Source organism: Acinetobacter sp. T63 (genome assembly GCF_053852345.1).
Map to the genome: position 1 here is coordinate 1,308,348 of NZ_CM132659.1, position 13,665 is coordinate 1,322,012.

The 13,665-nt window shown below is 47.2% G+C and carries 13 protein-coding genes; 7 read left to right on the forward strand and 6 right to left on the reverse strand.

Translation table 11 applies throughout. From position 1 onward, the window contains the following. Both ACVLR6_RS06360 and ACVLR6_RS06365 read left to right on the forward strand, forming a co-directional pair. Complete coding sequence (locus ACVLR6_RS06360; protein WP_005177438.1) at window positions 1–921, forward strand: LysR family transcriptional regulator; 921 nt, start codon at window positions 1–3, stop codon at window positions 919–921. 173 nt (window positions 922–1,094) lie between these two features. Beyond that, window positions 1,095–2,276 (forward strand): MFS transporter, encoded by a 1,182-nt coding sequence (locus ACVLR6_RS06365; RefSeq protein ID WP_455996065.1) that lies wholly within the window; start codon window positions 1,095–1,097, stop codon window positions 2,274–2,276. A 43-nt stretch (window positions 2,277–2,319) separates the two neighbouring features. On the opposite strand, the gene ACVLR6_RS06370 is transcribed toward ACVLR6_RS06365, so the two are convergent. Beyond that, window positions 2,320–2,772: a DUF441 domain-containing protein gene (locus tag ACVLR6_RS06370; protein WP_034597660.1), complete on the reverse strand. Its 453-nt coding sequence runs from the start codon at window positions 2,770–2,772 to the stop codon at window positions 2,320–2,322. A 151-nt stretch (window positions 2,773–2,923) separates the two neighbouring features. Here ACVLR6_RS06370 and ACVLR6_RS06375 point away from each other — a divergent pair, with 151 nt between their 5' ends. After that, entirely contained in the window at window positions 2,924–3,634 is a 711-nt protein-coding gene (locus ACVLR6_RS06375; RefSeq protein ID WP_005177444.1) for a pseudouridine synthase, read from the forward strand. 21 nt (window positions 3,635–3,655) lie between these two features. On the opposite strand, the gene ACVLR6_RS06380 is transcribed toward ACVLR6_RS06375, so the two are convergent. The 3 genes from ACVLR6_RS06380 to ACVLR6_RS06390 form a co-directional block, all read right to left on the reverse strand. Continuing rightward, window positions 3,656–4,099 carry a GNAT family N-acetyltransferase gene (locus ACVLR6_RS06380; RefSeq protein ID WP_005177446.1) on the reverse strand — a complete coding sequence of 148 codons (444 nt, stop codon included), beginning with the start codon at window positions 4,097–4,099 and terminating at the stop codon, window positions 3,656–3,658. Window positions 4,100–4,191: 92 nt separating this feature from the next. Continuing rightward, window positions 4,192–4,527, reverse strand: a complete 336-nt coding sequence (locus ACVLR6_RS06385; protein ID WP_005177448.1) for a type II toxin-antitoxin system RelB/DinJ family antitoxin — start codon at window positions 4,525–4,527, stop codon at window positions 4,192–4,194. Window positions 4,528–4,639: 112 nt separating this feature from the next. After that, the gene (locus tag ACVLR6_RS06390; RefSeq protein ID WP_455996067.1) at window positions 4,640–5,542 is read right to left on the reverse strand and encodes an RluA family pseudouridine synthase; all 903 of its coding nucleotides are present in this window, start codon (window positions 5,540–5,542) and stop codon (window positions 4,640–4,642) included. 128 nt (window positions 5,543–5,670) lie between these two features. Here ACVLR6_RS06390 and tsaE point away from each other — a divergent pair, with 128 nt between their 5' ends. The 4 genes from tsaE (at window position 5,671) to hfq (ending at window position 9,687) form a co-directional block, all read left to right on the forward strand. Then, window positions 5,671–6,150, forward strand: coding sequence for a tRNA (adenosine(37)-N6)-threonylcarbamoyltransferase complex ATPase subunit type 1 TsaE (tsaE, locus tag ACVLR6_RS06395; protein WP_075166770.1), 480 nt, complete (start codon window positions 5,671–5,673; stop codon window positions 6,148–6,150). After that, on the forward strand, window positions 6,140–8,122 hold the full coding sequence (gene mutL, locus ACVLR6_RS06400; protein ID WP_455996069.1) for a DNA mismatch repair endonuclease MutL: 1,983 nt from the start codon (window positions 6,140–6,142) through the stop codon (window positions 8,120–8,122). Before tsaE ends, mutL begins: the two co-directional genes overlap by 11 nt. 6 nt (window positions 8,123–8,128) lie before the next feature. Beyond that, window positions 8,129–9,073: a tRNA (adenosine(37)-N6)-dimethylallyltransferase MiaA gene (gene miaA, locus ACVLR6_RS06405; RefSeq protein WP_005177459.1), complete on the forward strand. Its 945-nt coding sequence runs from the start codon at window positions 8,129–8,131 to the stop codon at window positions 9,071–9,073. A 92-nt stretch (window positions 9,074–9,165) separates the two neighbouring features. After that, a complete protein-coding gene (hfq, locus tag ACVLR6_RS06410) occupies window positions 9,166–9,687 on the forward strand; it encodes an RNA chaperone Hfq (RefSeq protein ID WP_411686882.1) in 522 nt (173 codons plus the stop codon). Window positions 9,688–9,819: 132 nt separating this feature from the next. Here the strand turns inward: hfq and ACVLR6_RS06415 are convergent, their stop codons facing one another. After that, window positions 9,820–11,118 carry a peptidylprolyl isomerase gene (locus ACVLR6_RS06415; protein WP_016658233.1) on the reverse strand — a complete coding sequence of 433 codons (1,299 nt, stop codon included), beginning with the start codon at window positions 11,116–11,118 and terminating at the stop codon, window positions 9,820–9,822. Then, window positions 11,118–13,583 (reverse strand): LPS-assembly protein LptD, encoded by a 2,466-nt coding sequence (locus tag ACVLR6_RS06420; protein WP_455996071.1) that lies wholly within the window; start codon window positions 13,581–13,583, stop codon window positions 11,118–11,120. Before ACVLR6_RS06420 ends, ACVLR6_RS06415 begins: the two co-directional genes overlap by 1 nt. Window positions 13,584–13,665: the final 82 nt, after the last annotated feature.

The following is a 13,665-nucleotide window of genomic DNA, read 5'->3' on the forward strand; positions in this document are numbered from 1 at the left end:
ATGCTTGAAATTCGTCATTTAAAAACCTTATTGGCCTTACGCGAACATGGTTCACTGGTGGCCGCGGCCAATGATTTATGCCTGACCCCATCTGCCATTTCCCATCAGTTGAAAGAGCTGGATCACTGGTATGGGGTGGAAGTGGTCAATCGTCGCTCGCGTCCGGTGACGTTTTCCAATGTGGGGCAGCGTTTGCTGAAACTGGCAGATGATATTTTGCCGCAGATCCAGATTGCCCAAACCGATATTACCCGGATTGTGCATGGGCAAACCGGCCGGATTATTTTTTCTTCGGAATGTCATAGCTGTTTTGACTGGCTGATGCCGCTGTTAAATCAGTACCGCCAGCAATATCCCGATGTTGATTTGGACTTTGCTTCCGGCTTTGAAGCCAATCCGCATGAATTATTACAACATGCCGAATTTGATTTGCTGATTACCGCCGACCCGATTGCCTTAAAAGGCATCGAGTATTTCCCGATTTTTGAATATGAGTCGCGTCTGGTGCTGTCCAATACCCATCCATTGGTACGTGCTGCGGACATTTCGGTGCAGGACCTGGCCGAAGAAACTTTAATTACCTATCCGGTGGATAAACACCGCCTGGATATTATGGCCAAGCTGTTTATTCCGGCCAATATCTATCCGAAAGCCATTCGCACCACAGATTTAACCCAGATGTTAATCCAGCTGGTGGCCAGCGGTCGGGGTGTGGCGGCCTTACCGGACTGGGTGGTAAATGAATATGAACAAAAAGGTTGGGTCACTTCACGCCGTCTGCATTGTGTTTCGGCAGAAGGACTACGCCGCACGCTGTATGCTGGTTATCGCAGTGAAGAAAAAGAAAAAAGCTATTTTGAAGGCTTCCTGAAACAGCTGGAAAAATTTTCGCAAAAGCGTAGTCATTACTATGCACAATAACATCCGCACAAATAGCGTAATTTTTGAGTAAATAATGGTGAGGATTCAGGTCGTTGAATCATCTGCCAGCTACGCCATTTATTCAGGAAAAACATAAGATGAGATGTTTTTTTAATAAATGGCAGTTACTGAACTTGATAAGCTCAAGTCACAAGATTGAAGTGAGTAAGGGTATGTCCAAAGTACAATGGTTCAGCAGGGATATTTGGATTATTTGTGCAGGTTTTGTCGCGGCGATGCATGTCGGTAAATTACCGCCAGCGGTGCCGGTATTACAGCAGGAACTGGGGATCGGGCTGGTACAAGCTGGTTTGTTGCTGTCGCTGGTGCAAGGGGCTGGTATGCTGTTTGCACTGACCTTGGGCAGTTATGTCGAAAAAATTGGACTGAAACGCTGTGTCTTGCTTGGACTGGGCTTACTAAGCGCAGCCAGTTTGCTCGGTGGGTTTAGCCAAAGCGTCAGCAGTTTGCTGCTGCTGCGGGTAGTGGAAGGATTTGGCTTTTTACTGGTGACCTTAAGTGGTCCGGCCTATATTCGCCAGCTGGTGCCGGCAGAAGAAATTTCCGCCAAAATGGGCTTGTGGAGTGCCTATATGGGCGGCGGCATGGGGATTTCCTTATTACTGACGCCGTGGCTAATCACCATGATGGGCTGGCAAGGGGTATGGCTGACGCTAACACTACTGACCGTAAACCTGTTTGCGCTGGTCGCCACCCGAGTGCCGAAACCGCAACAATCAACCCAGAAAATTGAAGTGTTTCAGCTGATCAAAACCACGCTCAAACATCCACCAGCGTGGATGCTGGCATTGATGTTCGGCACCTATGCCGGACAATGGTTTAGTCTGGTCGGTTTCTTACCGACGATTTATCAGCAAAACGAGATTTCCTTGACGCTGGCAGGCGCATTAACTGCCTCGGTGGCGATTGCCAATGCAGTCGGGACCTTTGCCTGCGGCATCATGTTGCAGCGCGGTTTGCTGCCTAAAACTTTAGTCCAAACCGGTTTTATCATCTTGATGCTGTGTGCCTTAAGTTTCTATATCTTTCAGGCCCAGTTACCATTTTTACTGCAGTTTGCCTGCGTGTTTAGCTTTTCGTTATTTGGTGGTCTGGTCGCCGCGGTGGTCTTTGCTCAAGCCTTGCGTTTTGCGCCTAGTCCGGTGGCCATTAGTGCGACCATTGGCATGATTTTACAGTGCTCAGCGACATCGCAGTTTCTGTTGCCACCAGCAATTGCTGCGATTGTTTCTGCCACCGGAGACTGGTTCTGGGTCGGTATTGTGATGGCTGCGTTCTCGGCAATGGGCTGGCTATTATGCCAAAAGCTGTTTCAGGCCGATGTACGTGCCTAATCGTGTATCCGTATCTCTTTAAAGCCGTGTCTGTATGAAGCGGCTATTTAGAACCAATCAATAACGATAAAATGCCGGCGGCAATTAATGGTCCGACCGGCACACCGCGCAGCAAGGCCACACCGGCAACCGTACCAATCAGCAGGCCAGCGACAATATTCGGTTGATGGCTCATCAGCTGTACCCCACGTGCACCGAGCCAGGCCACAAACAGGCCTATGCCAATCGCGAGTATGGATTTCCAGTGCATAAATGATTTCAGGATTTCATCACCGGGGATTTTACCGCTGGCAATGGGCGTTAGTACGCCAATGGTCAAAATGATAATGCCAATATTTAAACCATGCTGTTGCAAGAGCGGAAAATATACTTCCAGTGGTGTGATGCGAAACACGATTAACACCGCGGCGGCAATGGTGACGGCAGTATTGTGACTAAAAATACCGCAGGCCAATAAAATAAGCAGAACAATCAGGTTTAAATCGAGGTGTGACATACAGGCTGAACACGGTGGCATGGGAGAAAAAGAGGCCATTATTGTAGCCTTTTTCAGCGGGGCCTGCTGATAGATTCCAACTCCAGCGCGGTTTCAGTATAAAATACGCCATCTTCCATATTGATACAGCTTTCACTCCACAGGTAATTCGATGACTTTAGAAAAAATGTTGCAATCGCAAGGCTTTGGTTCACGCAAACACTGCCAGCAGCTGATTCAAAATGGTGCGATTGCCATTGAGGGTGAAGTCATCACCCAACCCAAACAGAAACTGCAGTTGCAGGGTTTAAAATTTTCGGTCTATGGGCAGGACTATACCTATCGGGAGAAGGTCTATATCGCGTTAAACAAACCGCAAGGTTATGAGTGTTCACATCAGGCCACCCATCATTTTAGTGTGTTTGATCTGTTTGACGATATTTTGCTGAATCGTGGCCTGCAATGTGTGGGACGTTTAGATCAGGACACCACCGGTTTGTTATTGCTAACTGATGATGGCCAGTTTTTACAGGCGCTGACCCATCCGAAAAAGCATGTGGCCAAAGTCTATCGCATGTACACCGCAGATCCGGTCACAGATGCGCAAATCCAGCAACTGGCAGATGGAGTCGAACTGCGCAATGAAAGCGGCATTTTTGCTGCCACCGATATTTGCCGTCTGGCCGAGCACGAGCTGGAAATGACCATTCATCAGGGTGTCTATCATCAGGTAAAGCGGATGCTGGCAGCAGTTGGCAATAAGGTGGAAAAGCTGCATCGTCAGCAAATTGGCGCTTTAAACCTGCCAGAACTCGAGTTGGGGCAGTGGATCTATTTAGATGACGCCCAGGTACAGCAGGCGCGTACCCGGATGCAGGATTAAACCGGCTTTTAATAGATTGGGCTATTTTAAGAAACAGTGGTAGGTCTGAAACTCATTGTCTTTAATAAAGCCCATCTGTTCATACAGTTGATGCGATTGATAGTTGTTGTTCTGGGTTTGCAGACTAATCCGTAGTGCATTGTTATGACGGGCAAAATGAATTGCGGTATCAATCAGCTGTTTGGCCGAGCCTTGACGACGATAGACCGGCGTCACATAGACATCATCCAGAATATAATAGGTGGTACAGGCCACCGAAGAAAAGCCTAAATACAGCAGGATAAAACCGGTAATCACCTCATCTTTCACATGAATAAAAATCACGCTTTCATGATTTTCAAAACGCTGTTGTAAAAACTGGTGTGAAAGCTTCAGGTTAGAAGATGCACCATAAAATTGACGATATTCATCAAATAATACGGCCAGCTGCTCGAGATCTGCTACGGTTGCGCGTCTGACAATCATCCATGACTCCCTGCATATCTTATTGTTGTCTATGCAGCATAACCAAGTTTTTAGCAGATTAAATTAAAATATTGTTTATAAATACAACACTGTTAACTTTTGTCAGTTTCACCCAAGAGGGCATTTAATTCGGCAAACAGGTCCAGATCTTCATCGTCCAGTGGGGAAGTGTCGGTGCTGACGGGCGCAGGTGTTGGTGTGGCCTGAGTATTTTGCTGTTCTTGCTTGAGCTTTCTTAACTTGATCAGCTGCTCCAGATTAATATTCTGGTTTTCGATAGAAAAAGGAATAGATTTGGTCAGAACGACCTGTTTAAAGAACAGACGAACCGCTTGTGCCGGTGTAATCCCCAACTGTTTAAACACGGCAAAAGCCTGTTTCTTTTCCTGAGAATCCAGGCGAATTTGATAAACTTCAGTTTTTCTCATGATTTTAATTAATTTAAGTGCACTTAACTGTGTAGACACATTTTAATCTAACCATTTGTAATTTCAATATTCATACACAGGAAAAATTGAAATAAATGTAATGACAATTAGATTACAGTGTCAGGTCAAATTGGGAGCTAAACGCCATTGCTGCTTTGCTGATTGGGTCCTGAAAGCAAATATCTTTGGCCAGAAGCTGTAAAGGCGCAGAAAAATCATCTTCCGTTTTATGCTGCACCTGCGGATAAAATGGATCGTTTAAAATAGCAATTCCAAGCTGATTTAAATGCACCCGCAATTGATGCTGCTTACCGGTGACAGGTTTAAGCAAATACTTTGCCAAATGACCGTTATGCGCTAACAGCTCAATATCGGTTTCGCTGTTGGGTACTCCATCCACCACCTGCATGGTATAAAACGGCTGACCTTTTTCCATGCGGTAACGGGTGGTGCAAGGAAAACTTAAATCGGCACGAAAAGGTGCAATCGCATGATAGGTCTTGCGGACCTGACGTTCGGCAAACATTTGCTGATAAAGACCACGACTGGCCGGCTGTTTGGAAAATAGCACCACGCCGGCAGTTTCCCGGTCTAAACGGTGAATCGGGGTCAGCTGTTCATTGCCAGTTTGCTGTTTCAAACGCACCAGTAAGGTTTGCTGCACATATTGTCCGGTTGGGCTCATGGTCAGAAAATGCGGTTTATCTACCACCAGCAAATCTTCATTTTCAAATAAAATCTGATGCTGAAACGGCACCGTTACTTCATGGGCCAAAAAACGATAGTAAAAACAGTGCGTATGCGCCTGAAAAGGACTGTCTGTGTTTAGACGCTGACCATGTGCATCATAGACCAGACCATCCTGAAAGCGCGACTGCCATTCAGCAGCGGAAATATGCGGAAACTGCTGGCACAGGTAGGCATACACTGTACGTGCCGATGATAGCTGCAAATAAACTTTGCTGGCGCTAACGCCATTAATCATCGGGGGAATAAAATCGGCAGCGGAGCTCATGAACGGGTGTACATCTCAAATTAGGCAACAAATGCTGTGAAAAAATACAGATTCTGACGCAGTCGAATAGGCTTTTAAGCGGCTGCGATGCTATCATAATTGCTGTTTTGAATCATGTCGCGAGTATTATGCAGTATTCATTTTGTCTGAACCTGAACAATGAACAAGAGACCCAAAATCTGGCTCAGGTTTTGGCGGCGCATTTCCCGCGCGGGGTGATTTATCTGATTGGGGATTTGGGCGCAGGGAAAACCACGCTAACCCGTTATCTGTTACAAAGCTTAGGTCATCAGGGATCGGTAAAAAGTCCGACCTATACCCTGGTGGAGCCGTATCAGGTCAATGGCCAGGATATTTTCCACTTCGACCTGTATCGCCTGAATGACCCGTATGAACTGGAACTGATGGGCATCCGCGATTATCTGGATACAGCAAACGCCTTATTTTTATTTGAATGGCCATCAAAAGGTGGGGATGAAATTCCAGCACCGGACCTGATTATTAATATTCTAAAGTCTGAAGATGAACTGAGCCGCACCGCAACTCTCAACTCGTCTTCTGCCGCTTTGCAACACGCTCTGGAGCAGAATTTTACCCATGTCGGCTGATTTAAGTACACGTCGTATCCGCGCGCTTGATCCGGCACTGGCCAACCAGATTGCCGCCGGTGAAGTTATTGAGCGTCCGGCTTCTGTGGTCAAAGAATTATTAGAAAATGCGATTGACGCCGGTGCGACCGAACTGATTATCCGGGTGGAACAGGGCGGCAGCACCCTGATTGAAATTATTGACAATGGGCGCGGGATTCATCCTGAAGATTTGCCCTTGGCAGTGATGCGTCATGCCACCAGTAAAATTCAAACTGCCGATGATTTGCATGCTATTGTCAGCCTCGGTTTTCGTGGTGAAGCGCTGGCGTCCATTGCCGCAGTATCGCGTTTAAGCCTGATCAGTAGCCAGACAGATGAAGGGGTGGGCTATCAGGTCGAAGTGAATGGCACGGCTTTTGATCATCAGGAGATTGTGCCGGTGGCTGCGCCGAAAGGAACTCATATTCGGGTGCAGGACTTGTTTTTTAATGTGCCGGCACGCCGTAAATTTTTAAAAAAGCCGGGCACCGAATTTGGCCATATTGAAGAAATCGTGCGCCGTCTGGCACTGACGCATTTTGATATCCGTTTTGTGCTGGAACATAATAACAGCATCAAGCTGAACCTGCCGGTTGCTGACAGTGGCGAGCTGCGTTTTCAGCGTGTGCAGCAATTGCTGGGACGACAGTTTACCGAAAATGCTTACTGGATTGATGCCGATAGTATCAGTATGCGTTTGTCGGGCTGGTTGGGTCATCCTTCCGATGCGCGGGCACAGGCCGATTTACAATATGTCTATGTAAATGGCCGGATTGTCAAAGACAAGACCATCTCGCATGCGCTGCGCATGGCCTATGATGGTATTTTGCATGGTCATCAGCATGCGGCGTATTTGCTGTTTCTGGAAGTTGAACCTGAAAATATTGATGTCAATGTGCATCCAACCAAGCATGAAATCCGCTTTTTAAACCAGCGTGAAGTGCATGAGTTTGTGCGTCATTATGGCAAAGAAACCCTGGCACAGTTCCAAACCGCCAGTGCCGACTTGGCCACGGCCATGAAAACTGAAACCTCGGAGCCGGTGTTTGCGGCGCAGCCACGTTATCAGGAACAGTTCCAGCTGCATAAAGCAGCCGAAGCCATCGTGCCAGTATCTAATCAGGCGGCACCAGAATTACTGACAGATTTTAGCGATGCCTGCCCGCAAAGTGTGGATTATGCATTGCCACAAGGCCAGAAAATGGCCAGTGGTCAGAATACCGGTTATAGCAATGTCTATACCGGCTCACAGCAGCTGAACAATGCGCTAAAAAGCTATCTGGCACCGTTACGTGAGCTGGATGAATCTGCATTGTCCAGCCCACAGTCGGCCGCAGGTGAGACGCAGCCAGCTCCGGTAGATGAACATCCGCTTGGGATTGCCATCGCCCAGTTACATGGAATTTACATTCTGGCGCAAAATACCGAAGGCTTGATTATTGTCGATATGCACGCGGCACATGAGCGGATTTTATTACAGCAAATGAAATCGGCTTGGGATAAGCCGGAATTCTGGACCTCACAGCAGCTGCTAATTCCTAAAGTGATTAGCATTAGCCGGATGCAGGCGATGCGGATTGAAGAGCTGAAACCGCAGCTGGCGCGTTTAGGGCTGGATCTGGATCAATATGGTGATGAGCAGGTGATTGTGCGTGGCGTGCCGGCGATTTTGCATAAGGCCAATTTTGATGCGCTGATTCCTGAACTACTGAATGATCTGGACCCGGCTGATGAAGCACAAGCACTGCTGCAAAAACGTGACCAGATTCTGGCTGGCATGGCCTGTCATGGTGCCGTGCGTGCGCATCGTATGCTGAGCCTGTCTGAAATGAACGCCTTGCTGCGCCAGATGGAACAAACCGAATTTGCCAGCCAATGTAATCATGGCCGCCCGACCTGGCGTGCCTTTCCATTGGCTCAATTAGATAAACTTTTTGCTCGAGGAGAGTAGTGGTACATGTCAAATCAATTGCCGGTCATCAATTTAATGGGACCTACTGCAAGCGGTAAAACTGCTTTGGCGTGTGAACTCTATGAACTGGGGCATTTTGAGCTGATTTCAGTCGATTCCGCTTTGGTGTATCAGGATATGGACATTGGCACCGCCAAACCAAGCAAAGCCGAGCAGGCGCGTTATCCGCATCATCTGATTGATATTATTACCCCTTTAGAGGTGTATTCTGCTGCGCAGTTTGTAGAAGATGCCTGTGCTTTAATTGATGATATGCATGCGCGTGGCAAAACCCCGATTCTGGTGGGCGGAACTATGCTGTATTTCAAGGCCTTGCTGGAAGGGTTGTCCAGTAATTTGCCAAGTGCAGATTATGCGGTGCGCGCTGAAATTGAAGATAAGGCTGCACGTGAAGGCTGGGAAGCGGTGTATGCCGAATTGTGCACGGTAGATGCTTTAGCCGGACAGAAATTTAAAGTCAGCGATAAGCAACGGATTATCCGGGCCTTGGAAGTGTTCAAGTTAACCGGTCAACCTATTACCAAACTACAAGCAGAACAGCCCAAAAATGTACCATATCGTTACACTTTTCATAATCACGCCTTGCTGCCAGATCGGGTAGAATTACATCAACGTATAGAAAAACGATTAGAAATAATGTGGTCAATGGGTTTTTTGAATGAAGTGGAAAGGCTTATTGAAAAATACGATTTAGATGAGAATTTACCCTCTATGCGCTCTGTTGGATACCGACAAGCTTTAGAATTTCTAAAGAAAAGTGATAAAAGTCTCAATAAAAAGCAGGAAATGGAGGATAAGGCCCTATTTGCAACACGACAACTTGCAAAACGTCAATATACTTGGCTCAGATCGTTGCAGGAATCGCATAAAATTCAAACATATTTTACGATAAAGCAGGCTCAAGAAGACTTGCGAAACTGTTACGGATAAAGCAAAATTTATGAACTGTCTTTTTTATAAATTTTAATTGAAAAATAAAGATAGTTTTTGCGCTGATTTTTAATTATTTTTGGAGTTATAACATGTCTAAAGGTCAAACTTTACAAGATCCGTTCTTGAATTCTCTCCGTAAAGAACGTATTCCAGTTTCTATTTTCCTTGTAAACGGTATTAAATTACAGGGTCATATCGAATCTTTTGACCAGTATGTGGTGCTATTAAAAAATACAGTAAGCCAAATGGTTTACAAACACGCGATTTCTACAGTTGTACCTGCACGTAATCCACGTCCTGCTGGTGCACCTGCTGGTGCTCAAGGTGCTGGTGGCTTCGGTGGTCAAGGTGGTGGCTTCGGCGGCGGACAAGGTGGTGGCTTTGGTGGTCAAGGCAGCTTCGGTGGTCAAGGCGGCGGCTTCGGTGGTCAAGGTGGCTTCGGTAGTCAAGGCGGCTTCGGTGGTCAAGGCGGCGGCTTCGGCGGTCAAGGCGGCGGCTTCGGCGGTCAAGGTGGCTTCGGTGGTCAAGGCGCTGGCTTCGGTGGTCAAGCTTCTGGTTTTGACAACGACTCTAAATTTGAAGATTCTCAAGAAGATGACAACAACCGTTAATCAATATTAATGGCTTAAGTCCTCTTATAAAAAACCGCTGAATTCAGCGGTTTTTTTATTGCTATTGATGGCGAGGTGAAAAGCCAGAATTAAAAAAACCAGTGCAGGCACTGGTTTTTCATTTTTTAAGACCTAGTTATTTTTACGGTCCAGGTTTGGATCTTTAATATCGACAAAGGCATTGCTGCGAATTTCACGTAACCAGCTGTCCAGTTCGGTATCAAACTGACGTTCACCTAGAATCTGGCGTGCCATACGTTCCTGGTATTCGCGGGTCATGTCCTGCTGGCGGGTATCTGTCACCTGTAGAATATGCCAGCCAAACTGGGTTTGAAATGGCTGGCTGATTTCACCTACCGGGGTGCTTTTCATTTGCTGTTCAAATTCAGGCACCATCACTCCAGGGCTAACCCAGCCCAGGCTACCGCCATCACGGGCAGAACCGGTATCGGTTGAGAAAGTACCGGCCAACACTGCAAAATCTTCACCGGCTTTGAGGCGGTTATACAAACTGTCAATCATGTGCTTGGCATTTTCTGGGCTCACCACTTCTGTTGGCTGAATCAGAATATGACGGGTTTGATATTGTGGGACCAGCGCGCGCTGTTCACCGGCTTTACGATCGACCAGTTTCAGCACATGAATACCATCATTGACTGCAATCAGCTCAGTGGTCTGACCGACGTCAAGTGCACTTACACGTGCAGCCAGTTCAGCCGGAATTTCAGAAAGGCTGCGGAAACCCATATCAGCTGATTCAACTTTGGTGGCAGCTGTGCTGAACTGCTTGTTAATGGCATTGAGGTCATTGCTGTTATTCAGTGCAGTTTTAACCTGTTCCGCGGTGGCCTGTGCATTTTCACCGGATACGCGCACATGCAACACATGCGCCTGACTGCCTAAAGCGGCCTGACCTTGCGGGGTTTTCAGGAAGTTATCGACATCCTGATCGCTAATTTTAATTCGCGACATCACGACTTGCTGACGCAGACGGTTAATTGCCAAATCTTCAGCAATACGGTTGCGTAAAGAGGCATAGGTCCCCGGTGCAATACGGTCGACTTTCTGCTGGAAATCTTCCAGACTTTTGCTGCCATTTTGTTGGGCCACACGCATCACCGCTTCATTTAAGGCTTTTTCATCAGGCTTGATGTTATAGCGTTTGACCTGTTCCAGCTGTGCCTGACGCACGATCAGTTGTTCTAAGGCCTGTTGTTGTAGATATTGAGCCGGTGGCACGGTTTTGTTCTGTGCCTGTAATTGTTGCTGCATTTCAGCAGCGGTTTGCGCTAAATCACTTTGTAGGATGACACTGTTATCCACCACGGCCACGACCTGATCTACAGTTTGTGCAAAAGCAGGTGCAGCTGAAGAAATACATAAAGCTAAGGCAGTGGCTTTAAAAAATTGTTTTAACTGTGGTGTCTTCATTAACGTTGTGTCCAAGTTTGATTAGTTCTATTAAACCCTAAAATACGGTTTTCAAGTAAAGATGCAAGTTTATTGTTGAAACTGCCGAGGCCTTTCAGGTTTAATTCGGCCATGATGGCGCGTTTCGGCTTGACGTTGTGATCGGAGACATCATCCAGATCATTATAATAAGAGCGGCCGTAGACCGAGATGCCCCAGCAGCAGGATTCATAGTTCACACCGAGTAAATATTCACGGGCGACGCTATTGTCCAAATCGTATTGGGCATGACCCAGAATACGCCAGTTGTTGTAGACCGGTTGAATGAACGAGGCCACCACCTGATCATAATGATCCTGACGGTTTGGAATATGACGACGGTTAATATAGCCGACATTGTATAAATTGCCTTGTTCACCGGTATAGAACAGGTGCAGATCGCGCTGGGCATTGTCACCGTTTGACATCCAGGCGGCATTGGCACCAATATTCAGGTTTTCGGTTAACTGGCTGGCCAGACTTACTACCGGGCCGGTGCGGCTTTCGGTATCAAAGCTGTCTGCAGTATTTTCCAGGGTCACACGGCGATCTTCAAAGAAGAAGCTTTGACCCAGGCTGGCACGAATCCGCTCTAAACCTACTTCATCAAACAGGCTGTAGCTTAAACCGAGTGACAGGAAGTTGTTGTCTTCCAGGCGGTCATGGCCGTAGAAACGGTATGGGCTAAACAGCTGGTCATAATTAATGGAAGCAGTGGCTGAATCAAAATTTGGATGGCCATCCTGCTTCTGATACGGCGCGTAGGCATAGAAGGCACGCGGGGTAATGGTTTGCAGGAAGCGACCTTCTTTTTCAAAGGTCAGACCGGCGTCCAGGGTAAACTGCGGTACCGTCACCGATTTGGTTTCGCTAGATGAATCAAACTGATTCAGCGCGTTTTGGGTGTCTTTGTCAAAGAAGGTGTTGACGTTGCGAAGTGATACTTCTGGAATCACAAAAGACCATGGGTTGCGGTAGTTATAACGTACTTTAAAATCGTTATAGATACGGGTACCACTTGGCTCATAGCTGTTCAGGTCGGTGGTACTGGCTTCCAGATTGTTAATATCTTTCTTGAAGTAAGCCGTGTCGTGGTTAAACTCGATCTGGAAACCTTGAGGATTCCCGGTTTTATAGTTCAATAAGAACTGTGGTAAACGCGCATACGGCCGGTCTTCATCTGGAATAGTTGGGTCCAGCGTCTGGAAATCTTCAACTTTTAGCTGCGCTTTTAAACCCGGAATGCCATTGCGATAATTTAGTTCCCAGGCGCGGCGTAAGTTCAGGTCGGTTCTGGAGTTCGGGTTGTTGTTTAAGTCAGCAAAATAGTCTTTATCTGAAGCGTAGTTATATTCCAGATTGGTATTGAACTGCTCGTTAATCTGCCAGTTATGCAGAAAGTGAAAATCCTTACGATCTTCATCATTGTATTTATTGTCAGAGGCCAGGTAGCCGCCCCAGATCTGACCCTGACCAAAATTCTCGGTCAGATAGCGGAATTCACCTTCCAGCATCGGGCCACGGTCACCAATATAGCGTGGTGTCACGGTGGCATCATAGTTTGGAGCCAGGTTCAGGTAGACCGGTACCGCCAGTTCAACTCCACCATCATTGGTAAAGCCAAAACTCGGGGTCAAAATACCGGTAGTACGACGGTCATCAATCGGGAAGTTAAAATATGGCACTGCCAGCACCGGCACATCTTTTACATACAGTTTGGTGCCACGGGTTTCACCGCGACCGGTTTCCTGATTTAGCTTGATTTCATCGGCCTGAATTTTCCAAGTCGGTGCCTGTTCAGGCGGGCAGGTGCTATAGGTGGCATTGTTCAATACCAAGGTATTGGTTGAAGTGCGGGCAATCTTTTCCGCCATGCCATGTGCGTGCTGTTCTTCTGCAATATAGAAGCTGTTGTGTAAATCGCCTTGCTGGGTTTTCAGGTTGTAATTGATCTGGTCGCTTTGCGCCAGTAAACCGGCTTGCGCCATTTGTACCCGGCCTTCGGCACTGGCATAGGTCTGGGTCTGGTCAATGGTAATTTTATCGGCACGAATCTGGCGGCCTTGCTGGTCAATTACCACATTGCCTTCTAAAACCGAATCCCCATTAGGATTATAGTGACCATAATCAGCGGTAACGGTCGAGGTGGCTTCTTCAGCAGCAACGGCCACGGTGTCCGGGCTAATTGGCGTGACCCAGGCGCCTTGACAATAGGCTGAACTCAGCTCTTGGCCAAAACGCTGCTGGGCTTCCGGCGCGGTTTTATCGACATAATACTGTTCAAAAAACGACTGGCCCGGATAAGCATCCTGAATGCTCTGTTTGAGTTGTTGATTGGTGATGGATGAAGCGGGCTCTGTGGTCTCTGCATGACTGCTCATCGCGTGTCCACATAACAGGGTCAAGATCGCAGTCGCTAAAGGATTAAATTTAAACTGATGCTTCATTTGTCTCATTAACCAAGAGTGCTTAATCGCAATTAATTATTGTCGCATCATAGAGAAAAAGCGCAGAAGTAGCTACACTTAG